The organism is Thalassospira sp. (assembly GCF_040218635.1).
Lineage (GTDB): Bacteria > Pseudomonadota > Alphaproteobacteria > Rhodospirillales > Thalassospiraceae > Thalassospira.
In genome coordinates, this window is sequence record NZ_JAVJRB010000012.1 from 594,393 (window position 1) to 615,427 (window position 21,035).

Genomic DNA, 21,035 nt, shown 5'->3' on the forward strand with positions numbered 1-21,035 from the left:
TATGCTTCTTTACGCACCTGTTGCTAAGTTCATGTTTTTTCAGAAAATGTTCGTTATATCAGTGTTTTAACGGACAAGGCTGTTTGGCTCTCCGCCAATCCGAAAAATGCACGAACTTTTTTTCATATGACACAGGGCTGTGATTAAAAAAGTAACATTTTTAAAGTGTGTATAAAAAACAAACACTGTTGCGGTGCGGAATCGGAGAATGATTTGACTCCGCATGGTCAAATGCTCATCGCTTTTTCCAGCGTAGATTCCAAAACCCCCTGCACAATAATGCAGGGGGCTCTGAATTAGGACTTAAGTTCGCCAAGGTTGGAAAAAAGCTCAAGCGCGGTTGGATTTGCAAGCGCTTCCTGATTTTTAACCGGCCTGCCATGCACGACGTCTCGCACGGCCAGTTCGGTGATTTTGCCCGATTTCGTGCGCGGGATATCGGCGACTGCAATCACCTTGGCGGGGACATGGCGTGGTGTGCAATTGCTTCTGATCTGTTTCTTGATTTTATCGATCAGTGCGGTATCCAACACGTGATTTTCGCGCAGCACAACAAACAGGATGACCCGAACGTCATTATCCCAGTCTTGTCCAATAACAATCGATTCCTGAATTTCGGGCAGTTTTTCGACCTGACGATAGATCTCTGCGGTGCCAATTCGCACACCACCAGGATTAAGGGTTGCATCGGATCTGCCATAGATCACCATGCCGCCTTCATCATCTAGTTCGACATAATCACCGTGGCACCAGATGTTATCGAACCGGTCGAAATAGGCACTGTGATACCGCGAACCATCCGGATCATTCCAGAAACCGACGGGCATTGATGGGAATGGTTTGGTGCAGACCAGTTCGCCTTTTTCATTTCGAACCGGCTTTCCGTCATCATCAAAGACATCAACGGCTACGCCAAGAGCACGGGTTTGGATGACGCCGCGTTTTACTGGTAAGACGGGGGATGCAAGAACAAAGCAGCCAAGGATGTCTGTGCCACCCGAAATGGATGCAAGATGAATGTCTTGCTTGATGTCGCGATAGACGTAATCAAAGCTTTCCGGGGCCAAAGGTGATCCGGTCGATGTCATTGCCCTGACCGTTGAGAGCGTATGCGTTTCGCGTGGTTTGAGGTCGGCTTTTGCAAGCGCATCAATATATTTGGCGGATGTGCCCAAAAGGGTCATGCCTTCTGCATCTGCGTAATCAAACAGAATATTGCCGTTTGGATAGAACGGAGAGCCATCATAAAGAAGCAAAGTTGCACCCGCAGCGAGGCCGGCCATCAACCAGTTCCACATCATCCAGCCACAGGTCGTGAAGTAGAAAACACGGTCTCCCGGCGATACATCACAATGCAGAACATGTTCAGACACCTGTTTAAGCAGCGTGCCGCCTGTGCCATGAACAATGCATTTTGGCTTCCCGGTCGTTCCCGAGGAAAACATGACATATAAAGGGTGATTGAATTCGACCTGTTCGAACATGATCGTCGTGCCTTCGAACGGGGCAAGGAAATCGTCATAGGAAACTGAGTTGCGGATGCCTGTGGTGTCTGTGCCATCAAATGCATAGGCAACGAGAACCACCTTTTTCAGGCTGCCAATCCGATCCACAACATCGCGGACTTTTTCGCGGATATCATGTTGCTTGCCATTATAATGGTAGCCATCCACCGTGATCATGACGGTTGGTTCAATCTGACCAAAGCGATCAACGACCCCTTGGACCCCAAAGTCAGGGGAAGCAGATGACCATGTGGCGCCGATTGCAGCGGTTGCCAGCAGGGCGATGACGGTTTCTGCCATATTGGGCATATAGCCGCAAACACGGTCGCCTTTGCTAACGCCTTCTGCGCGCAATGCCTGGGAGAATTTGGAAACGGCAATATTGAGTTCCGCCCATGACAGGCGCGATTTTACCTTGTCTTCGCCCCAGAAGACGAGTGCATCTGTGTTATCGTCGCGCACCAAAAGGTTCTCTGCGAAATTCAGGCGTGCATCGGGAAAGAATTGCGCACCGGGCATCTTGTCGCCGTCCACCAAGATGCGGTCACCCCACGTTTTTGCTTTCAGGTCGCAAAACTCAATAATGGCAGGCCAAAAACGTTCAGTATCAGAGACCGACCAGTCATACAGAGCGGTGAAGCTCTGGAGGTCGAGGGAATACTTGTCATTCACCCAGCGTTGAAAGCGGGTGACGTTTGCATTTTCAACGCGTTCTTTCGCCGGCTGCCAAAGCAAGTCGCTCATGATGGGTCCTCTGTCTCGTGCCGTTTTGGTGTTTTCAAACAAGCGCAATTCGTTGTCTGCGCTAATTTGGTACCTCTGTACCGCTTTTTTACGGGTAAAAATCTTTGGCGGCAAGCAGAGTAACGCGGATGTCCGTGAGTGGTAATACCAATATCAGCTTTTTCGATGATGTAATGTGTAAGGATATGATTTCTAACTAATTAAAAATAATTACAAATATCGTGAAACTTTGAGGTGGTAAATAGTTTGTGCGCTAAGGCTTGTTCAGCTTGACAGGCTAATAAAGTGACAAAAATCGTCGGAATTTTGTTCGATGATGATTCGAGCTGGCGTGAAAAGTTTCCCTGTTTGTGAAAACTCTTGCGCGTAATCACGGGCAGACTAGTTTGACTGGGAAATATAAAACAATGGAGGCGACCTTGGCCGGGATTGACGAAAGTAAGCCGTTTGTTTCAATCAATATTGCGGTGCTTACGGTAAGTGATACCCGTACGACCGCGGATGATACATCTGGTGACACACTGATCGGGCGTATCGAGGCCAAAGGCCACAAGGTCTATGCCCGGAAAATCTTGCCCGATGATCAAAAGGAATTGCGCAAACAGCTTGCGGTATGGTGTGCAACGCCTGAAATCGATGTGATCATTTCAACTGGTGGAACCGGTGTTACGGGGCGGGATGTTACGGTGGAAGCACATCGCACCCTTTATGAAAAAGAAATCCCGGGTTTTGGCGAATTGTTCCGTTGGATTTCCTATCAAAAGATCGGGACTTCTACTGTGCAGTCGCGGGCAACCGCCGGGGTCTGTCAGGGTACTTATATGTTTGCACTGCCGGGTTCGACAGGCGCCTGTAAGGATGCATGGGACGATATTTTGACCTATCAGCTTGATATCCGGCATAAACCTTGCAATTTTGTCGAGCTGATGCCGCGCCTTATGGAACGGTGATAGAGGGTTCTCATATGTGCATCAGCGCCATCCGATAGGTTGTTCACCACCGCCCACAAGAAGCCACCACCATAAGGAAGCCCCATGGATTTTATTGCGGATCCGTTCTTTTACGCCCTTGCTATTCCGGCTGTTCTGATTGCAGGCGTTTCCAAAAGTGGCTTTGGCGGCGGGCTGGGGGTTATGACGGTTCCTTTGATGGCGCTGGCGGTGTCTCCGCAAGTTGCCGCTGCAATCATGTTGCCGATCCTGTGTCTTATGGACCTTGCAAATGTCTGGGCGTATCGGAAGCGCTGGGATCGTCGCAATATGCTGATCCTTGTTCCGGCTGCACTTGCGGGTATTTTAATCGGCACATTGACGTTCAGCTACCTTAGCGTTGCTGCGGTGAAACTGATCATTGCATTGATTGCAATCATTTTCACTCTTGATCATTGGCTGCGCGGTAAAAAGGCCGGTGATACGCCCAAACAGTCGACATGGGGAAAAGGAACCGTGTTGGGTGGCTTGGCTGGCTTTACAAGCTTTGTTGCCCATGCAGGCGGGCCTCCTGTGTCGATGTTTTTACTGCCCCAGCGAATGGATAAATCGGTCTTTGTCGGCACGACAGTGATGTTCTTTATTGTCGTCAATTACGTCAAGCTGATCCCGTATTGGTTTCTTGGGCAGTTCAATCCATCAAATCTTGGTACGGCGGCTTTGTTGATTCCGGTAGCACTGTTTGGCACGTGGCTTGGACTATGGGCGCACGACAAGGTCAATGTCACTTTATTCTATCGGATTTGCTACGGGCTGCTTTTCCTGACAGGGGTTAAGCTGTTTTGGGATGCTATGGCGCATTTCATCACTGTTGGTTCAGTTTAAAAGCAAAACGTTCCATTTCGGATGCGGCGGTCATCCTTGATACATTCTGGTTCTCACAGAAATTATGGGCATTCTTGCGACTAAGGTGGTTTTCCCGATTCATTAAAGTGCATGCGGAGCTGGCCTGACGGCGGTTATTTAGGCTGTTTACGGTGGGAGGTAACTGCACTAAGAGTTTGTCTGCTTATAAAACAAACAGCGAAAATGGCTGATTAATATAAATACAAGCCATAGCTGGAGGAGACGGGTGTGCATCTTGGAGCTTGGTTGAAATGCCAGAAAGAATTCTGCAAGTGGCGACGGATATGTCCGCACAGGCCAATGAAAAAATAACTGAAATTAAAGCAGTAACACGCGCAACACGGACATTGGCCCTGAACGCATTGATCGAGGCCGCCCGAGCGGGAGATGTCGGTCGCGGATTTGGTGTTGTTGCCAACGAGGTCAAGGATATCTCGCAACGCGTTACTGTGATTACCGAAGAACTTGAGAAAATGTTCCTCGACCTCGCATTAGATTTGGAGCGCACGGCACAAACCGCACGTGGGGATCGATTTGCAGATCTTGCGCGTTATGCGGTCGAGTTGATGGATCGCAATTTATATGAGCGATCCTGCGATGTCCGATGGTGGGCTACGGATGCGGCAGTCGTGGATGCTTGTGAAAACGGCAAAGATTTAACGGTTGCTGAGCGCGCATCTGAACGTCTTGGCGTTATTCTGGATTCCTATACTGTCTATCTTGATCTTTGGGTCGCAGATTGTGATGGCAACGTAATAGCTAACGGTCGTCCGGACCAGTATCGTCTCAAAGGCGTTAATATCGCAGACCAGAACTGGTTTCAGGATGCGCTACGATGTGGCGATGGAGGGCAATACGCCGTTGCCGATGTGACACGTAACCGTCAACTCGGTGATGCAGCCACGCCGGTCTATGCCACGGCTGTGCGCAAAGGTGGTGCTGTAAATGGCGATGTGATTGGTGTCATGGGTGTATTCTTTGATTGGGAAAATCAGGCGCCAATGATTGTGAAGTCGTTGAACTTCAATGATGAAGAACGTGGGCGAACCCGGGTCATGTTGGTAGATGCGCATAATCGTATTTTGGCGGCATCGGATGACCAGGGCGTGTTGAGTGAGAGGTTTGACCTTAAGATCAATGACCCGGCAATAGGATCATACCTTCTTGATGATAAATCCTTGGTCGCATATGCGCTGACCCCGGGATATGAAACGTATCAGGGGCTTGGTTGGAGAGGTGTTATTGTTCAGGCACCTAAGCCCTCAAGCTAGAATTGAAGGGACTTCAGGCACGGCATTTCAAAACAGGCACCCTCGGATGCCTGTTTTTTCTTGTCTTGATAACAAAACCGGAACCATCGGAAATGGTTCATGCTTGTTTAATCCAGGCAAAGGCGATAGCGATATAAGCAGATTATCGATAAATTGTTTTTGATGAGAGTAGCGGAGAGCTTCGATTGGCGCTGATTTTGGCAAAGCTTGCGGTTTCGATTGGTGTGGTGCTTGGCCTGTCGATGCTTGCTGAACGTGCCGGGCCGCGTGTGGCGGGTGTTTTGGCAGGATATCCGTTGGGAACAGCGATCTTGCTTTACTTCATCGGGATTGAACAGGGCATTGATTTCGCCAGCAAAAGTGCGGTTTATGCATTTCCGGGTCTCATCGCGACCTTATCGTTTTTGTATGCTTATTTTCTGATGTCGCGCCGATGCATGTCGCTTCCGGTATTACCGCAGATATTTCTTTGCTCAGTGTGTGCTTTTGGCGCGTTTCTGTGTGTGTCATGGTTGTTCCAATTGACCGCAATGTCACTTACGCAAGCAGCGTTCATTCTGTTGGTTGCGATGTGTGTTGCCCTTGTGCTGTTTCGAAAAATCGAAAATCAAAGAATCCTTAATCGTGTGCGCCTGACAAAGGGTATCGTCCTGTTGCGAGCAGGGCTTGCTTCGTTGATTGTTCTTATTATCAGCGGGTTGGCAGCGTGGATTGGGCCGCGTTGGTCCGGGTTGTTGTCAGGGTTCCCTGTGACGCTGTATCCGATCATGTTAATATTGCATTTCACGTATGGGGCCGGACCGGTTCATACCCTGATCAGAAACTTTCCGCGCGGTATGGGCGCACTGTGGGTTTATATCCTGACCGTGTCGCTTGGCTATCCGGTTCTTGGGCTGGAACTTGGGACTCTGGCAGCCTTTTCTATCGCAACTGTTTACCTGGTCATTTATTCCACTTTCGTCTGGATGCGCCAAAAGTCCGTGCAAGGGACTGACTGATCTCATAACATCCGTACCTAATGGTACAATAATGGTCTGAAACGAAGATCATTCTCAGGGGGATATATCTGCATGCAGCAGGTTCAATCATTGGTCAGGGCGTTAAGCATCCTGAATGCGCTTGCGAAAAGCGACGATGGCATGACGCTGACCGAAATAGCCCAACAGGTGAAATTACCGCCCTCTACTGCGCACAGGTTGCTAACAACCATGCAGCACGAGCGATATGTTGCGTTTGATGGGGAACGTACACTTTGGTTTGTTGGAGTTCAGGCTTTTAGTGTCGGTAATGCGTTCACAAAAAATCGCAATCTTAGCCAGATCGCGCGGCCTTATATGCGTGCACTTATGGAAGATAGCGGTGAAACGGTAAATCTTGCGGTTGCTGACGGTGGAGAGGTGATTTTCTTATCGCAAGTCGAATGTCGCAAAATGATGCGTGCGCTTGTCACGCCGGGACGCCGGGCTTTGATGCATTGCTCTGGCGTTGGAAAGGCGTTGTTGGCCTTCTTGCCGGAAGAAGAATTGAAGTCAGTTGTAGCACAACACGGATTGCCCAAGATTACAGAGCGTACATTGGTGTCCCAAGGTGCTCTGGAGAAGGATCTGGAGCGTTCCCGTCAACGTGGTTATGCTCTGGATGATGAAGAGCATGCTGTTGGATTGCGCTGTGTTGCGGGTGTTGTGCGTGATGAAACCGGGAACCCGATTGCCGCGTTGTCGCTCTCAGGACCGGTTGCACGTATTCCAAACGAACAGATTGAGCTGCTTGGCCTTAAAATCAGACGCGTATGTGCTGATCTCAGTCGCGAATATGGCGGTGTACCTGTCTGATCTCGTCGATACGTGAAGCCATTTCGCCTTATGGCGTTTTAGAGCAGTTGTTGGTCGCAAAGCGGAAGGTGTTCCTTCCGCTTTTTTTTGCCGCATACATGGCATCATCAGCAGCGGCAATCAGTTCGTCGGTTGTCTCACCGTGATCGGGATACAGCGCAATGCCAATTGATGCTGATACAGTATATGGCGGTTGACTGGTGCCAAATGAAATAGGGGAGTTCGAGAGGGCGGTTTGAATTTTTCGCGCGACCAGTTCGGCATCTTCGGGTGTTTCAGTGCCCGGTAAAATAACAGTGAATTCATCACCGCCAATACGCGCAACTGTATCGACATTTCGAAGGGTTGTGGTTAACCGCGTGGCAATCTCACTAAGGACCTTGTCACCTGTGGAATGGCCAAAAGTATCGTTCAGGGTTTTGAAGGCGTCGAGATCAATGAACATAAGAACGAAACATTCTCGCCGGCGTTTTGACAGTTTAATCGCATAGTTCAGACGATCCATGAACAGATAGCGGTTGGGCAAGGATGTTAAGGCATCATGGTTGGCCTGAAAACGGATCTGTTCTTCGGAAAGTTTGCGGTCAGAGATGTCGGTGAAACTGGTTAGACGCAGGGTCTTATCTTGAACGACAACGTTGCGCCCATTGATTTCACACGGGAATTCCCGACCGTCCTTGCATCGGGCTATCGCTTCATAGGGTTTGTCATAGCCTGATCTGATATTGGCCATCACAAGTGAGATGGCCTCTGGTGCAATAATATCAGCAGCATTAAGGGTGAGAAGTTCTTCGCGGTTATAGCCAAACATCCGTTCCGCAGCGTTGTTTGTATCGACGCACTGGCCGCCATCATGAAGGAACAAGGCTTCGTTGGTCAGTTTTTCAAGTACTTGTAACCGTTCTTCGCTTTCGCGACGCAGGTTACGCTCGATAACCAGTTCGGTGATGTCCCACACAATGCAATCAATCTGACAATCATTGGTAAAGGGCGGGAGTGCGCGCATTTGAATACGGACCCAAAGGCTTTCTCCCAGATTGGTCGTAACCGGAAGTTCGACAACCTGAATAGCGCCTTTGGCATCTACGGCTTGTCGTCGTAGGGATGTCAGCGTGTCATGGTCAAGGATGTGATCACGTACATTGTCTGACAGAGACGCGCCAATCCAGTGAAGTCCGTGGTCTGATGCAAATTCGATCTTGCCATGCTGGTCAAGTCGAAACACAAGACCCGGCAAATTGGCAAAGAACTTTTCGCTTGAACGCACATAACGCCGGGCAAAGAAATGGACAGCGGCAAGTGCCAAGGCGGTTAGGACGAAAAAGACGATTGATGCGGTCGCATTCTCTGGCGCCGCGCCGGGCAGGCCAAAAACAACATCAATTCCGCCGCATAACCAAAGGCCCAGCAAACACCAAAGTATCTGCAAGGCAATAAAATAGCGGTTCTTCAGCAACGAACTAGGCATAGCTCAAAGTATACTCTTTTCTCACTATGAGAATTTAAGAATATACCTGTGGTGGAATATGGCAAGCCAAGGTTTCGCTTAATGTACGAAAGACAGAGCAGCCTTTTTTATCACATTCCCGGGCAGGAAACCCCCGTGCCACCTAATCCGCAATAGCCATCCGGATTTTTGTGCAGATATTGCTGATGAAAATCTTCGGCATAATAGAAGGTTGGCGCATCAGAAATCGTGGTTGTGATGTCAGGTTGGCCCGCCTGTTTCAGTGCAGTGTTATACTGATCATAGGACAAAGATGCCGCCGTCGTCTGATCATCACCTGTTGTATAGATGACAGACCGGTATTGCGTGCCGAGATCATTGCCTTGGCGCATGCCTTGGGTGGGATTGTGATTTTCCCAAAACAGTTTCAAGAGCGCCTGATAGGAAATCACGGCTGGATCAAAGACGATTTGTACGACCTCGGCGTGCCCGGTCATGCCGCTGCAAACCTCACGGTAGGTCGGATTATGCGTATAACCACCTGCATATCCAACAGCCGTACTGTAGACACCTTTTTCATTCCAGAACAGGCGTTCTGCGCCCCAGAAGCACCCCATGCCAAATACAGCAATTTCCAAATTGTTGGGGAACGGCCCAACCATCGGGTTTCCGGTAACAATGTTGATATCTGCTACTGGAACGGCATCGTCGCGACCGGGCAAGGCGGTCTCGGCAGTGGGCATGGTTGCTTTGTCGGTTTTTAGGGCGGAAAGCATGTTTTTTACCTGATGATATTTGATCTTCTAACTGCAATGTAACTCAGACGACCACAATAGCAATTCCCCTGTTGATCAAATGTCTTTGAACATTCTTTTGGCGCCAGAAATCTTGCAGAAGATAATGCGATTGCAAGACGTCGGTCGATGATCAGAAGGCATCAGGGTGCATAAAACAAAGCATTTAAAATCAATGGCCTTGATGTTGGCGGGCGCAATTTGTTTGCTGATCGGGTTGGCTTTCTTGCCCTTGCCGCCGCCATTTTTCGGGATGGTTTTTATTGCATTGGGTGTGCCGCTACTTGCTGCCGGATCAAAGCGCACGCGGCGTTTTATTCAGTATTTACGCTGGCGGTACTATCGTCACAACGCAAAGGTTGAATTCCTGCTCGCAAGATTGCCAAGGGCTTTACGAAAACATGGGCACAAAACCCGTCCGGATGTTCTTGTCCGGATTCGTAAAAATGGCGCACAGCGAAAACGCCAGATTAATAGCACCAAAGCATTGTAATCGCATGCATTGATTAGGGCGTGATCTGTCGAACAAGGCAATCGACCCCGACGGATTTCAATTCGCCACAGGCCTGTGATGCGTCCGCTTTGGTCTTGTACTGTCCGGTCAACAAGCGGAAGAACAGACCCTGTCCTTCGATTGAGATGCTAATGACTTCATGTGGTGCGGATGCAAGAACCCCGCGTGAGGTGGATTGAAATTTCGGCCATGCACCTTCGGCGCGTTCACGTGAACGGTATGCTGCTAACTGGACCGCGTAATACACAGAGCTGGTCGTTTGAGCCACTGGCACAACTTTTGGGGCAGCTATCGGCGTCTTGTTTGCAGCCTGTGTCGTCGGTTTAGGTTGCTGAGGATTTGACATCATTGGCAATTCGATCATCGAACTTGCGGGTTCGCGGTCAACAATATCAAGTTGGCCTTGCTCAACCGGTCGGGAGTTTGAAGAAACAACAGCACCAGTGTTTTCAGTCGTTTCCGATGCACCAGAAATGGTGGCGGGTTCGATGGCTGGAGGCGTTATTGTTGTAGTCGGCTGAGTTGCCGTCATGGAAGTGGTCGACGTCTTAGGCACTGGAGACGACGCTTCGGATGGTTTCGCAACAATTACCGGTACGGCTTTTGCTTTGGGGGCTGCCATTGAAGCAGGGGTACTGGTTTCTGCAGCACTCATGACCGGTACGGCAACGGCCGCTGATTGAGGCGTCCGCCGTTCAACTCTGGTAAGCTGTGAGGTGTTCTCGCTAAAATCCATCTTCATGCGCGTAGCAGGTATAGTGCTGTCTTCCGGGGCGGCAACAATAACGCCACCGGTTTCGTAAAAACTGGTGTTGCGTTCAACATGTGGCGGATTAGGAAGTTCAGGTCCGGGGGCAACGGTGGCGGAGGCCACTACGGATTCAATTTCTGTTGAGCGTGCATATTCAGGAGCGTCGGTATCCAAAGCAACCAGTCGGCGCTGGGCTAGACTGTTCACGCTTCCAGAAAGCCTGATGCCATTACCGCAATCCAAGTCCACCTTGATGTCAGGTGGTGATGCCGTAAGCCAGACATAAAGCTTCCGCGCGTTCCCATAATCACCGTCGATATCAAACCCAATGGCCTGAAGGAGGTTTTCCTGAGGGCTGCTGTTCAGTGAGATTTCAGTAGGTGAGGCGGTGTTGTTCTTTGCGGGACTTTGATCTGCGGCACCAAGGAATAAACCACAGGCTGCGCTGCTGAGTTTGGTGCCTTCCATGGAGCTGGAAGATGCAGAAGTGTTGGCAGAAATAGATGTTTGTTCTTGATCGGAACTGAACCAAAGCCCTGAAAAACTGTCAGTACTACAAGCAGACAAGAGCGGCATGAACGCCACGGCAGTTAGCCAACCCCATTTGAAAGGGGATTTTTCAGAACTTGTCGCTGACCTGATTTTCACGCTTCACCTGACGATCACTATATCAGTGAAAGTTATATCTATACCAACGGGTAAAAACAACAGTTACAAATGTTACCGTCGTTATCAAGTGGGCAATAAAATCAGGTGGATATACAGATTTCCCAGAATGTAGGGCATGCCGTGTCGGTCAATGGGGAAGGGCGGAGATGTGCCTGATTAACGCGACATCAGGGGAATGATCAAGCCTGCGAGAAGGATCAATACGGTAAGAGCAATAACGATATTGATGATGCTTTTACTGGCTTGCTTGGCAACTTCGCGCGTAACGGAGGGGCCGTTTTTGTTTGCACGCGACCCTGTTGTCGCGCCGCTTTTGCCGCCAGTGTTCTCTGCGGTCAGGATTTTGACGACTTGTTTCTTGTCCTTGCGCGTGGCTTGATCGTATTTACTTTCGACAACACGCACTTCGGTATTGCTCTTGTTGGTCAGGGCTTCTTTGGCAGAGTTGATCGCGGCGGCATAATCAGAAACGGTTTCAAGTTCCATTTGCTGACCTGTCGTGCGGACACAGATGACTGTGTAGCTTTTTCGCATGATCGCGTCTGACATTGCTCTTCCTTCAATGCTTGCCACGTAGCGACATATGGCATTTCAGAGATGAAATACAAACCTATTCTTACGAATGGGCGGCAATATTTTTGCGATCATGCGATGATCAACGGGTCATCAGTTGGCGATTTTTCCCGAAAGTTCTTTGTATTCAGCGCAGTCCATGCCGCAAACCTGTTCGAGGCGTGCCAGGTTTTCCTGTGCCATTTCCGGTTTTCCGGTCTGTAAGAACAGCTCGCCCTGATACTCAAGAGCGCCGACATGTTCAGGATTAATCATCAGTGCGCGCTCATAGTTCTGAGCAGCACTGTCAAAATCGCCCAGTTTGCGTTGGCTATAGGCAAGGTAGTTAAACAGATCCGCATTGTCTGGATCGTCTTTCAACATGGTTTCGATCTTATCAATCGCCATGTCATACATGCCGGTATCGACCAGTTCGGAAACAGCAGAAAGATCAGTCCCGCCTTCGCTCCAGGTATTGGAACTTCCCATCGCCAATGCGTTGGTCGCGGTCAAGGAACTTGCAAGAATCATCAGCATCGCACACGCCGCGATCATTTTTGGGGTTTCGCCATTGCGGTTCATCGTCGTACCTTTCGTTGATCATCACATAGGATCAATACGTGCGTTGGGACGCTCCAGACTTGTGATCTATCACAATTATACATTTTTCCCAGTCACTTGTTGGTGAAAAATATGTCATTGAAAGGGCATTTTCGTTGGGCGTAGTTGAGACACTTGCACTGAGTATGGGGGGCGCATGGGCCAGTGGTGTCAACCTGTACGGGACGGTGGTCGTTCTGGGCATGATGGATAATTTCGGCCTGATTGATTTGCCGCCCGATTTGCAAATTCTTGCCAGTTGGTGGGTTCTGGCACTTGCAATATTTTTATACCTGATTGAATTCGTTGCGGACAAAATCCCGATCGTCGACAGCGTGTGGGATGCAATCCACACATTCATTCGCATTCCTGCAGGTGCGCTTTTGGCAGCAGGTGCCATGAGCGGTTTGGACGCGGGTATGGGTGAAGGGCTTCAGACTGCGATTAGTCTCTTGGTCGGTGGTACAATTGCTGCGGGCAGCCACTTCACCAAGGCCGGTAGCCGGGCTGCGATCAATACATCCCCAGAACCTGTAAGCAATACAATCGCGTCGGTTACGGAAGACGTTGCTGTTTTTGGAGCCCTTTACACGGTCGCGTTTCACCCGGTCGTGTTCTTTGTTCTTTTCGCCGTGTTTGTGCTTTTATTGATCTGGCTGGTGCCAAAAATTTGGCGGTTCATTGGACAGGTGTTTGGCAACGCCCGCCATCCGACCGCGGCTTATGGGCATGCCAAGGCCCAACAAACTGGCCCTAATATGGGTGGTTTTGGCAGGCTCGATCTTTCGGGGGCAAGCGACGCGACAAAGTTGCCGCCCAACAGTTCGGAAAGTGGCCCGAAACTACCACCGCACTAAATCGGGAAAATGATCAAAACAGAAAAGTAAAAGCCCGCAAGTATTTGGCTTGCGGGCTTTTTAATGGTTGAGCGAACCTTGTCAGGTCACATCAGAAATCAGCTTCGATCACGCGATCACGGATTTCAGCAGCCATTGCTTCAGCAAGTTCTTCGATGCCAAAGGTTTTCTGGTGTTTGAACCCAATGCGGCGAACCGATGCGGTTTTTTCTTCGGCTTCACGTTTGCCAAGGGCAAGGATCAACGGGATCTTTGCGTGGCTGTGTTCACGGACTTTGTAGTTGATCTTTTCATTGCGGGTGTCGACTTCGACATTTAGCCCCCTGGCAGCAAGTGCTGCCTTGACTTCATGTGCGTATTCATCTGCTTCATTGGTAATTGTGCAGATCACCGCATGAACCGGCGACAGCCACAAGGGCAGGCGGCCGGCATAGTTTTCGATCAAGATGCCGATAAAGCGTTCGAGGGATCCAAGGATCGCACGGTGCAACATAACCGGGCGATGTTTTTCACCATCTTCGCCCATATAGGTTGCATCAAGACGTTCTGGCAGAACGAAGTCAGCCTGAAGTGTTCCGCACTGCCAATCACGACCAATTGCATCACGCAGGACGAATTCAAGCTTCGGACCGTAAAACGCACCTTCACCCGGATTGATTTCAAGTTTAAGGCCAGCTTCTTCTGCTGCTTCGCGAAGGGCCGTTTCTGCCTTGTCCCAAATCTCATCGGCACCGGCACGGACTTCCGGGCGGTCAGAGAATTTGACGAGGATGTCGGTAAAGCCGAAATCTTTGTAAACCGATTTCAGCAGGTCACAGAAAATCTTGGTTTCCGAGACAATTTGATCTTCGGTACAGAAGATATGGGCATCATCCTGAATGAACTGACGGACACGCATGATGCCATGCAGGCCGCCGGACGGTTCATTACGGTGACAGCAACCAAATTCAGCCATACGTAACGGCAAATCGCGATATGATTTGCTGCCAAGACGGAAAATCTGCACATGGCACGGGCAGTTCATCGGCTTAAGCGCAAGAACCTTCTCAGGATCATCTTCGTCCGGAGTGGTGGTGAACATGTTCTCGCGGAACTTTTCCCAGTGACCTGATTTTTCCCACAGCACGCGATCAACAAGCTGCGGGGTACGCACTTCCTGATATCCGGCAGCGTCAAGACGATCACGGATATAGGTTTCGACCTTGCGATACAGCTTCAGACCCTTGTCATGCCAGAAGACCGATCCTTGGGCTTCTTCCTGCATGTGGAAAAGGTCCATTTCGCGGCCAAGGCGGCGATGGTCACGTTTTTCGGCTTCTTCGAGCATGTGCAAATATGCATCAAGCTCTTCTTTGCTTTCCCAGCAGGTGCCATAGATACGCTGCAGCATCTCGTTATCCGAGTTGCCGCGCCAATAGGCACCCGCGACCTTCATGAGTTTGAACGCCTTACCGATCTTGCCGGTCGACGGTGCGTGCGGTCCACGGCAGAGATCGATGAAATCACCCTGACGATAGCAGGTAATGGTTTCAGTTTCCGGCAGGTCGCGAATGATTTCGGCTTTGTAACCTTCGCCTTTGTCGAGGAAGAATTTGATCGCTTCGTTACGATCCCAAACTTCACGGACAATTGGCTCGTTCCGTTCGACGATCTTGTGCATCTGCTTTTCGATCTTGACCAGATCGTCGGGCGTGAACGGGGTTTTACGTGCGAAATCGTAATAGAAGCCGTTTTCAATCGACGGGCCAATGGTGACCTGCGTGTCAGGATAAAGTTCCTGCACGGCTTCGGCCATAACGTGCGCACAGTCGTGACGGATCAGCGGCAGAACCTCTGCATGCCCTTTGGTCACGATTTCGATGGCCGCGTCAGTATCTATTTCACGCGCGAGATCGCGCACTTCACCGTTGACGATGATGGCAAAGGATTTCTTCGCCAGTGAAGAACTGATGCTTTTGGCGACATCAAAACCCGAAACAGGGCCGTCGAATTCGCGTACGGCGCCATCGGGAAGGGTCAGGGCAATCATGGTTGGCTCAACTCTGTTTTATCTGCGGACATAATTCAGTAGCGCACATCTTGGACCCGCATGTTTACGCGGAGGAAATGCACAAGAAAAGGAATTTCAGGATGAGGTCAAGTTCGCTCTTCGAAAAAAGCGATTATCGGGACTGCAGAAAACCCCGTACAGCCATTTTGGCGCACAGAGGTTGAAGTGCAGGTCAATATTTTATCGGCAAAGCCGTGCATTGATACTATCCCGTTTACTGATGAGCCAATATAACAGGTGAAACGCACAGGGCAAGCCACAAGCCATTCCAATGAATGGTCGCGCATGAAGCACTTTGCCCCGTGTGAAAGTATCTCATAACAGGCGCCACCATCGCCAAAACCGGGAGCCCCAAATGTCCAGTCCGGAAGTTCGCCGGAACATAATGTTCTTGAGCTTATGTGTTGCACTGTCAGCCAGTGCTATGTCTTTGATTTTTACTGTAGCGGCCGTCATCGGCTATTCTTTGGCAACGGATAAGTCGCTTTCTACACTTCCTGTCGCCTTCATGATGATTGCAATGATGGCAATGACCGCACCTTCAGCCGTCGTCATGGCCAGGTTTGGGCGCAAGTTCGGTTTCTGGATGGGGGCTGTTATTGCGATGTTTGGTGCCGTGTCGGGTATGGGTGCGGTTTACTATGGCAATTTCTGGTTTCTCTGTATTGCCTGTGCCTGTATCGGGGCGGGCAACGCCATTGCCATGCAATACCGGTTTGCCGCGGCAGAAGCCGCACCGCCGGAATTTCGGGCACGCGCCATTTCCTATACGATGCTCGGTGGGCTGGCTTCCGCCTTTATCGGGCCAAATCTGGCAAGCTTTGCCCGTGACTGGTTTGATACGGTGCCATTCCTTGGAACGTTTGTGGCTTTGATCGGATTGCAGTTCCTGCTTGTAATCGCCATCGGGCAGTTGCGACTTCCCGATATGCGCGGCCACAAACATGCGGAACCGGCGCGACCCTTAAAAACGGTTCTTGGACAACCCGCTGTTATTGTCGCGATTGTTGCCGGGGCATTGGGATATGCGGTCATGAGTTTTGTTATGACCGCAACGCCTTTGGCGATTTTGGATTGTGACTACGCGTTTGGCGATGCTGCCTTTATCATTCAATGGCATGTCGTCGGGATGTATGCGCCGGGTTTCTTCACAGGAAATCTGATCAAGCGGTTCGGGGCGCTTAAGATCATTCAGCTGGGTGCCTTGATTAACTTTGTCTGTTTGGCCGTTGCTCTTTCAGGACAGGACCTTATGGCCAATTTCTGGGTATCATTGGTGCTGCTTGGCATTGCCTGGAACTTTATGTTTGTCGGGGCAACGACCTTCCTGACGGAGAATTATCGCTCATCCGAACAAGCACGCGTACAGGCCATCAACGAATTTACGGTCTTTGGAACGGTTGCAGTTGCTTCTTTGTCTGCGGGCACGATCTATGCCGGTTCAGGCTGGGGAACGTTGCTTTACAGTGCAGCGTTGCCCGTTGGCTTGGTTTTCGTGATCGTTGCGGGCTATGCCATCCGTCGGAAAGTGCAGCCTGTCTGATATGCAGCATTGATATGGATGAAACAAAGGGTCGCTTTTGCGACCCTTCGTTTGTTTTGGCGTGCTGCACGTGTTGCGATCAATGATGGCCGCTTAGGATATCAAGCGCGTGGGATCGGAATTCCCGGTTGTAAAGAACCAACGTTACCCATGCTGCACACATGATGAAGGCCACCGGATGATAGAACCATGCCAGTGCCGACAGGGCAAAAAAGTAGGCCCGAATGCCGCGATTGAAGTTATGGGCGGACATCATGCTCATGCGTGACGCGCGGGCTGCTGCGCGCGGGGCATCGGGTTCATGTTGGTCAGGTGCTGCACCGATCAGAATCGAACAATAGTTCGACAGCCGAAATGCCCATGTGAACTTAAAGAATGCATAGATAAAGATGATCACAAGTAACACCACTTTGCATTCCCAGACAGCTGGCGTCGTCACCGCAGCAAAGGGCAGGGCAGATACGGTTTCAATTGCCTTTTGCGTATAACCCAGCAAAGCGACCAGACCGATCAGAACCAGAATGGTGGTTGATGAGAAAAAGCTGATGCCGGTGATCAGGTTGCTGGCAATTGATGTATCAACCATCCGAATATCGCGTTTAAGCATCTGTTCCATCCAGCGATGGCGATTGCGCGCCATATGGGCTGAAATCGAATTGCGCCGTCTTGGCCCGGCATCGGCAAAGATCGTATAGCCAACCCACCAGCTGAATGCCCAACAAATGGCAACTATATCAAGGATGGTAAATGCGGGCATTGCTTGGTCCATACGTAATAGGGGATGCTTTTGAAAGCTTGTGAATTGTTTATATCCTACTGACATTGCGCTATTCTTCGCAATCTTCTTTGCAAAGCCCCATATCGGCGGAATGTGGAACGTGCATAGCTGATCGTCATATTGCCAGTTCGGGTTGAGTTTTCGCGCAATCCAGAGTATCAGCAGCGCAAATTTTCATTGGAGAGCGACATGAGCGAACTTGAGAACGATCTTGGCGAAGACATCGATTTCGCTGAATTCGAAGCCCACACTGAAAAGCTGCTTGAAGAAGGTCGGACCAAGGACGACCTGTTTGAATTTATCGGCTTCATGAACATCAACGAAGTTGGCACGCATATGATTGCCGCTGAAATGGTGCTTGATGAAGATGCTATCGATCAGATGAGCAAGAACCTGCGCAAGTTGGAAATCGATCTTTCGCCATTGGGTGAACTGACCGGTGGCCTGAAGGGCGGCGAAGACGTTAAACGTGCCCTTGGTGCTTTGTTCCTTGAACTGGTTGAGTTGTGCGAACTTGATGAAGACGACGATGATGCGGGCGAACTTTCCGAAGAGTCGCTTCTGCTTTTGAACTTCATCAAACGCTTCAATCCACAGATGCGCCGCCTGACGGTTGCACTGACCGATACGGATGATGATGACGTGTCGTGTGAATATGAAGTAACCAACTGGTAAGCCAAAGCTTGCCGTTGAGGCAGATTATCATGTAGGCAAAAGGCAGGGCATTCAGTCCCTGCCTTTTTTCTGTTTCGGAGCCACCACCGTGACCGCCATGATGCCTCTTAATGCGACCAAGCGTCTGCAATCCTATTTGAAACGTCTGGCAGATGGTCAGGAGCCGATGCCTGAAGCAGAAAAGCTCCGCCAGTGGATCACTGATCATGCTGACACATTCCACTCGGTGATGGAATATGATCTGAAATCTTGCCCGAAGATTGTTTATGACTTTTCGGCAAATGGGGATGTCGTAATTGGCGGGACAAGCGACCCTGCACGTCAAACCGATATTATGTGGCAACAACTTGCTGCTGTGCGTGCGCCCGTTGGCGTCGGGCGATACCGCGAAGACCGCATTTGTTATCAGTCCGAACAGTTCAAGAATGACGGCGAAGCCCGTAGCCAGCATCTTGGCATCGATTTGTTCGCCCCTGCCTTTACGCCGGTTTTTGTACCACTAGATGGCGTGGTTCACAGTTTTGCCGACAACAATCTTCACCTTGATTACGGTCCGACGATCATTTTGCAGCATGATCCGGCGCTAGGTGTGCGGTTCTATACCCTTTATGGTCATCTAAGCCGCGAATCGCTTGATGGACTTTATAAGGGTAAGGAAGTTGCCGCAGGCGACATGCTTTGCCGATTTGGCGATTTTCCGATTAACGGTGATTGGATACCGCATCTGCACTTTCAGATTATCTTCGATATGCTGGGCCGGGAAGGAGACTATTTCGGGGCGGCTAAACCATCAGAATGGGATTTGTGGGCAAGCATTTGTCCAGACCCGAACATGATCTTGCAGATGCCTGAAAACGTTACTGCCACGCGAGAAGGTGTATAGATGCAGCCGCGACTAAAAGCCGGTCTTTGGGTACGTGGTCAGATTGCGATTTGCCAATCGTCCTTGATTACCGCGATGGTCGCCCATAAGGGCAACGAAGACGCAGGTGCTGTGCTGCTTAAACTAAACCGTTTTAATGCGGGATGTTTCGTCTATTCACGTGTCACGACCCTTGATGGCGAACTTGGATGGATGTTGGTTGCAGGTGGTCCCGAGGGTGGCCGGAAGACTGAACTTGCCTGCGATGAATATTGGCGCAAACAGATCGGCTTTGATCGTGATGTTTGGGTTTTAGAGGTCGAAGACCATAAAGGCCAATATGAACTGGATGCGGCGATTGTCGATTTCTAAAGCCGCAGCATTGCATTGGTAGAGTGTGGCAAAAGAAAAAGGCTGGCAAAGATGCGCCAGCCTTTAAATGTTTTAGCGAAGTGCGCGAAATTACGCGGTGCGCTGAAGCAAGTGGTAACCGAAATCGGTTTCAACCACGTCAGAGGTCGCGCCGACTTCCATGCTGAATGCAGCAGCATCGAATTCAGGGACCATCATGCCGCGGCCGAACATACCAAGATCGCCGCCCTGCTGGCCGGACGGGCAATCAGAGTTTGCTTTCGCCAGATCAGCGAAATCCGAACCGTTTGCGACTTGTTCTTTAAGCGCATTGATTTGGGCCAATGCTTCTTCTTTGGTGCGTGTAGCGGTCGACCGTGCCGAACCGGCATACATCAAAAGAATGTGCGACGCGCGAACTTGTTCACTCATAACTGGTCCTTTCTTCCGTCAATGACTTGCATATGACGGATTTTCTGCAAGATTAGAAGTTTATGGTTAACGCCAAGGGTCCAAATCCATGTACAGCCGTATACTCCTGTACATGGGCTTGGGCCCTAGACATTAGCCATGCCTTGTGGCTTGTTACGACAAATTGACCCGAGATGAAAGAGAAGAGGCAGATTGATGCTTGCTGTTGTGTCCCCGGCCAAGAAGCTGGATTTCGAAACGGATGTGCCGGAAATGGCCGTTTCCCAACCCGGATTTTTGGACGACACCGAAGAACTTATTGAAGTTGCGCGGAAAAAAAGCCGCGGCGATTTGATGAAACTGATGGGCATTAGCGAAAATCTTGCCGACCTGAACTATCAGCGCTTTCAGCATTTTTCACGGCCTTTTGATCGTACCAATGCGAAACCAGCTATTTTTGCCTTTCGGGGTGACACCTATATCGGCCTTGATGCGGATACGATGAAAGCCACAGACATTGATTGGGCGGAAAACCATTTCCGTATGCTGTCTGGCTTGTATGGCTTGTTAAAGCCACGTGATTTGATGCAGCCATACCGGCTTGAAATGGGAACGCGCCTTTCTAATCCGCGCGGTAAGGACCTTTATGCTTTCTGGGGCGATAAAATTGCCGAAGAAATCAACAGCTTGACCGACGGCCACAAGGACCGCAGCCTGATCAATCTGGCATCGCATGAGTATTTTAAATCGGTCAGAACCAACCTTCTGACTGGTTCGGTGATTACACCGGTCTTTAAAGAGGTCAAAGGTGGTGCGGCCAAGGTTGTTGGGTTCTCAGCCAAGCGTGCACGTGGCATGATGGCGCGTTACATGATTGATAACCGTCTTGATAATCCGCAAGATCTGAAGAAGTTCGCCAAGGATGGCTATTGCTATCAGGATGATCTTTCGACCGAGACGGAGTGGGTCTTTACCCGCGTCCACGACCAGTAAT

The 21,035-nt window shown here is 50.1% G+C and carries 21 protein-coding genes; 12 read left to right on the forward strand and 9 right to left on the reverse strand.

Translation table 11 applies throughout. The features are described 5' to 3' along the window. Nucleotides 1-296: 296 nt before the first annotated feature. Nucleotides 297-2,249: an acetoacetate--CoA ligase gene (locus RIC05_RS16685; RefSeq protein ID WP_350045757.1), complete on the reverse strand. Its 1,953-nt coding sequence runs from the start codon at nucleotides 2,247-2,249 to the stop codon at nucleotides 297-299. Nucleotides 2,250-2,656: 407 nt separating this feature from the next. Here RIC05_RS16685 and moaB point away from each other — a divergent pair, with 407 nt between their 5' ends. The 5 genes from moaB to RIC05_RS16710 all read left to right on the forward strand — a co-directional run bounded on the left by moaB (nucleotide 2,657) and on the right by RIC05_RS16710 (nucleotide 7,187). Beyond that, entirely contained in the window at nucleotides 2,657-3,199 is a 543-nt protein-coding gene (gene moaB / locus RIC05_RS16690; RefSeq protein ID WP_350040584.1) for a molybdenum cofactor biosynthesis protein B, read from the forward strand. Nucleotides 3,200-3,283: 84 nt separating this feature from the next. Next, nucleotides 3,284-4,063: a sulfite exporter TauE/SafE family protein gene (locus tag RIC05_RS16695; RefSeq protein ID WP_350045758.1), complete on the forward strand. Its 780-nt coding sequence runs from the start codon at nucleotides 3,284-3,286 to the stop codon at nucleotides 4,061-4,063. A gap of 272 nt (nucleotides 4,064-4,335) precedes the next feature. Then, nucleotides 4,336-5,355 carry a methyl-accepting chemotaxis protein gene (locus RIC05_RS16700; RefSeq protein WP_350045759.1) on the forward strand — a complete coding sequence of 340 codons (1,020 nt, stop codon included), beginning with the start codon at nucleotides 4,336-4,338 and terminating at the stop codon, nucleotides 5,353-5,355. A gap of 185 nt (nucleotides 5,356-5,540) precedes the next feature. Then, a complete protein-coding gene (locus RIC05_RS16705) occupies nucleotides 5,541-6,353 on the forward strand; it encodes a hypothetical protein (RefSeq protein ID WP_350045760.1) in 813 nt (270 codons plus the stop codon). A gap of 72 nt (nucleotides 6,354-6,425) precedes the next feature. Continuing rightward, nucleotides 6,426-7,187, forward strand: coding sequence for an IclR family transcriptional regulator (locus RIC05_RS16710; RefSeq protein ID WP_350040588.1), 762 nt, complete (start codon nucleotides 6,426-6,428; stop codon nucleotides 7,185-7,187). Between the two features lie 28 nt (nucleotides 7,188-7,215). Here RIC05_RS16710 and RIC05_RS16715 read toward each other — a convergent pair whose 3' ends face one another. Together RIC05_RS16715 and msrA are read right to left on the reverse strand one after the other, a co-directional pair. After that, entirely contained in the window at nucleotides 7,216-8,655 is a 1,440-nt protein-coding gene (locus RIC05_RS16715) for a diguanylate cyclase domain-containing protein (protein ID WP_350045761.1), read from the reverse strand. 110 nt (nucleotides 8,656-8,765) lie between these two features. Then, nucleotides 8,766-9,410 (reverse strand): peptide-methionine (S)-S-oxide reductase MsrA, encoded by a 645-nt coding sequence (gene msrA / locus RIC05_RS16720; RefSeq protein WP_350040590.1) that lies wholly within the window; start codon nucleotides 9,408-9,410, stop codon nucleotides 8,766-8,768. A 202-nt stretch (nucleotides 9,411-9,612) separates the two neighbouring features. Between msrA and RIC05_RS16725 the strand changes: the two genes are divergently transcribed. Next, nucleotides 9,613-9,921 (forward strand): hypothetical protein, encoded by a 309-nt coding sequence (locus tag RIC05_RS16725; protein WP_350059769.1) that lies wholly within the window; start codon nucleotides 9,613-9,615, stop codon nucleotides 9,919-9,921. A gap of 13 nt (nucleotides 9,922-9,934) precedes the next feature. On the opposite strand, the gene RIC05_RS16730 is transcribed toward RIC05_RS16725, so the two are convergent. The 3 genes from RIC05_RS16730 to RIC05_RS16740 all read right to left on the reverse strand — a co-directional run bounded on the left by RIC05_RS16730 (nucleotide 9,935) and on the right by RIC05_RS16740 (nucleotide 12,451). Further along, on the reverse strand, nucleotides 9,935-11,269 hold the full coding sequence (locus RIC05_RS16730; RefSeq protein ID WP_350046140.1) for an SPOR domain-containing protein: 1,335 nt from the start codon (nucleotides 11,267-11,269) through the stop codon (nucleotides 9,935-9,937). 249 nt (nucleotides 11,270-11,518) lie between these two features. Beyond that, nucleotides 11,519-11,911: a hypothetical protein gene (locus RIC05_RS16735; RefSeq protein ID WP_350045762.1), complete on the reverse strand. Its 393-nt coding sequence runs from the start codon at nucleotides 11,909-11,911 to the stop codon at nucleotides 11,519-11,521. 117 nt (nucleotides 11,912-12,028) lie between these two features. Further along, the gene (locus RIC05_RS16740; protein ID WP_350045763.1) at nucleotides 12,029-12,451 is read right to left on the reverse strand and encodes a tetratricopeptide repeat protein; all 423 of its coding nucleotides are present in this window, start codon (nucleotides 12,449-12,451) and stop codon (nucleotides 12,029-12,031) included. Between the two features lie 179 nt (nucleotides 12,452-12,630). On the opposite strand from RIC05_RS16740, the gene RIC05_RS16745 reads away from it, so the two are divergent. Beyond that, on the forward strand, nucleotides 12,631-13,371 hold the full coding sequence (locus tag RIC05_RS16745) for a DUF4126 domain-containing protein (protein ID WP_350045764.1): 741 nt from the start codon (nucleotides 12,631-12,633) through the stop codon (nucleotides 13,369-13,371). A gap of 91 nt (nucleotides 13,372-13,462) precedes the next feature. On the opposite strand, the gene thrS is transcribed toward RIC05_RS16745, so the two are convergent. After that, nucleotides 13,463-15,400 (reverse strand): threonine--tRNA ligase, encoded by a 1,938-nt coding sequence (gene thrS / locus RIC05_RS16750; protein ID WP_350045765.1) that lies wholly within the window; start codon nucleotides 15,398-15,400, stop codon nucleotides 13,463-13,465. Nucleotides 15,401-15,806: 406 nt separating this feature from the next. On the opposite strand from thrS, the gene RIC05_RS16755 reads away from it, so the two are divergent. Continuing rightward, the gene (locus RIC05_RS16755) at nucleotides 15,807-16,964 is read left to right on the forward strand and encodes an MFS transporter (RefSeq protein WP_350046141.1); all 1,158 of its coding nucleotides are present in this window, start codon (nucleotides 15,807-15,809) and stop codon (nucleotides 16,962-16,964) included. A 79-nt stretch (nucleotides 16,965-17,043) separates the two neighbouring features. On the opposite strand, the gene RIC05_RS16760 is transcribed toward RIC05_RS16755, so the two are convergent. Then, nucleotides 17,044-17,721, reverse strand: a complete 678-nt coding sequence (locus tag RIC05_RS16760) for a DUF599 domain-containing protein (protein ID WP_350045766.1) — start codon at nucleotides 17,719-17,721, stop codon at nucleotides 17,044-17,046. Nucleotides 17,722-17,931: 210 nt separating this feature from the next. On the opposite strand from RIC05_RS16760, the gene RIC05_RS16765 reads away from it, so the two are divergent. From RIC05_RS16765 to RIC05_RS16775, 3 genes are all read left to right on the forward strand, one after another. Beyond that, on the forward strand, nucleotides 17,932-18,417 hold the full coding sequence (locus RIC05_RS16765; protein WP_350040599.1) for a hypothetical protein: 486 nt from the start codon (nucleotides 17,932-17,934) through the stop codon (nucleotides 18,415-18,417). A gap of 97 nt (nucleotides 18,418-18,514) precedes the next feature. Continuing rightward, the gene (locus tag RIC05_RS16770) at nucleotides 18,515-19,300 is read left to right on the forward strand and encodes a peptidoglycan DD-metalloendopeptidase family protein (RefSeq protein WP_350046142.1); all 786 of its coding nucleotides are present in this window, start codon (nucleotides 18,515-18,517) and stop codon (nucleotides 19,298-19,300) included. Continuing rightward, nucleotides 19,301-19,651: a DUF1491 family protein gene (locus RIC05_RS16775; RefSeq protein ID WP_350045767.1), complete on the forward strand. Its 351-nt coding sequence runs from the start codon at nucleotides 19,301-19,303 to the stop codon at nucleotides 19,649-19,651. 90 nt (nucleotides 19,652-19,741) lie between these two features. On the opposite strand, the gene RIC05_RS16780 is transcribed toward RIC05_RS16775, so the two are convergent. Beyond that, nucleotides 19,742-20,062, reverse strand: coding sequence for a peptidylprolyl isomerase (locus RIC05_RS16780; protein ID WP_350045768.1), 321 nt, complete (start codon nucleotides 20,060-20,062; stop codon nucleotides 19,742-19,744). 195 nt (nucleotides 20,063-20,257) lie between these two features. On the opposite strand from RIC05_RS16780, the gene yaaA reads away from it, so the two are divergent. After that, nucleotides 20,258-21,034 (forward strand): peroxide stress protein YaaA, encoded by a 777-nt coding sequence (gene yaaA / locus RIC05_RS16785; RefSeq protein WP_350045769.1) that lies wholly within the window; start codon nucleotides 20,258-20,260, stop codon nucleotides 21,032-21,034. Nucleotide 21,035: the final 1 nt, after the last annotated feature.

What these genes read in the sequence shown, in the direction of transcription:
- RIC05_RS16685 (WP_350045757.1), bottom strand. Translation starts at nt 2,249, where the DNA reads ATGAGCGACTTGCTTTGGCAGCCGGCGAAAGAACGCGTTGAAAATGCA.
- moaB (WP_350040584.1), top strand. Translation starts at nt 2,657, where the DNA reads ATGGAGGCGACCTTGGCCGGGATTGACGAAAGTAAGCCGTTTGTTTCA.
- RIC05_RS16695 (WP_350045758.1), top strand. Translation starts at nt 3,284, where the DNA reads ATGGATTTTATTGCGGATCCGTTCTTTTACGCCCTTGCTATTCCGGCT.
- RIC05_RS16700 (WP_350045759.1), top strand. Translation starts at nt 4,336, where the DNA reads ATGCCAGAAAGAATTCTGCAAGTGGCGACGGATATGTCCGCACAGGCC.
- RIC05_RS16710 (WP_350040588.1), top strand. Translation starts at nt 6,426, where the DNA reads ATGCAGCAGGTTCAATCATTGGTCAGGGCGTTAAGCATCCTGAATGCG.
- RIC05_RS16715 (WP_350045761.1), bottom strand. Translation starts at nt 8,655, where the DNA reads ATGCCTAGTTCGTTGCTGAAGAACCGCTATTTTATTGCCTTGCAGATA.
- msrA (WP_350040590.1), bottom strand. Translation starts at nt 9,410, where the DNA reads ATGCTTTCCGCCCTAAAAACCGACAAAGCAACCATGCCCACTGCCGAG.
- RIC05_RS16725 (WP_350059769.1), top strand. Translation starts at nt 9,613, where the DNA reads ATGTTGGCGGGCGCAATTTGTTTGCTGATCGGGTTGGCTTTCTTGCCC.
- RIC05_RS16730 (WP_350046140.1), bottom strand. Translation starts at nt 11,269, where the DNA reads ATGCCGCTCTTGTCTGCTTGTAGTACTGACAGTTTTTCAGGGCTTTGG.
- RIC05_RS16735 (WP_350045762.1), bottom strand. Translation starts at nt 11,911, where the DNA reads ATGTCAGACGCGATCATGCGAAAAAGCTACACAGTCATCTGTGTCCGC.
- RIC05_RS16740 (WP_350045763.1), bottom strand. Translation starts at nt 12,451, where the DNA reads ATGCTGATGATTCTTGCAAGTTCCTTGACCGCGACCAACGCATTGGCG.
- thrS (WP_350045765.1), bottom strand. Translation starts at nt 15,400, where the DNA reads ATGATTGCCCTGACCCTTCCCGATGGCGCCGTACGCGAATTCGACGGC.
- RIC05_RS16755 (WP_350046141.1), top strand. Translation starts at nt 15,807, where the DNA reads ATGTTCTTGAGCTTATGTGTTGCACTGTCAGCCAGTGCTATGTCTTTG.
- RIC05_RS16760 (WP_350045766.1), bottom strand. Translation starts at nt 17,721, where the DNA reads ATGCCCGCATTTACCATCCTTGATATAGTTGCCATTTGTTGGGCATTC.
- RIC05_RS16765 (WP_350040599.1), top strand. Translation starts at nt 17,932, where the DNA reads ATGAGCGAACTTGAGAACGATCTTGGCGAAGACATCGATTTCGCTGAA.
- RIC05_RS16770 (WP_350046142.1), top strand. Translation starts at nt 18,515, where the DNA reads ATGATGCCTCTTAATGCGACCAAGCGTCTGCAATCCTATTTGAAACGT.
- RIC05_RS16775 (WP_350045767.1), top strand. Translation starts at nt 19,301, where the DNA reads ATGCAGCCGCGACTAAAAGCCGGTCTTTGGGTACGTGGTCAGATTGCG.
- RIC05_RS16780 (WP_350045768.1), bottom strand. Translation starts at nt 20,062, where the DNA reads ATGAGTGAACAAGTTCGCGCGTCGCACATTCTTTTGATGTATGCCGGT.
- yaaA (WP_350045769.1), top strand. Translation starts at nt 20,258, where the DNA reads ATGCTTGCTGTTGTGTCCCCGGCCAAGAAGCTGGATTTCGAAACGGAT.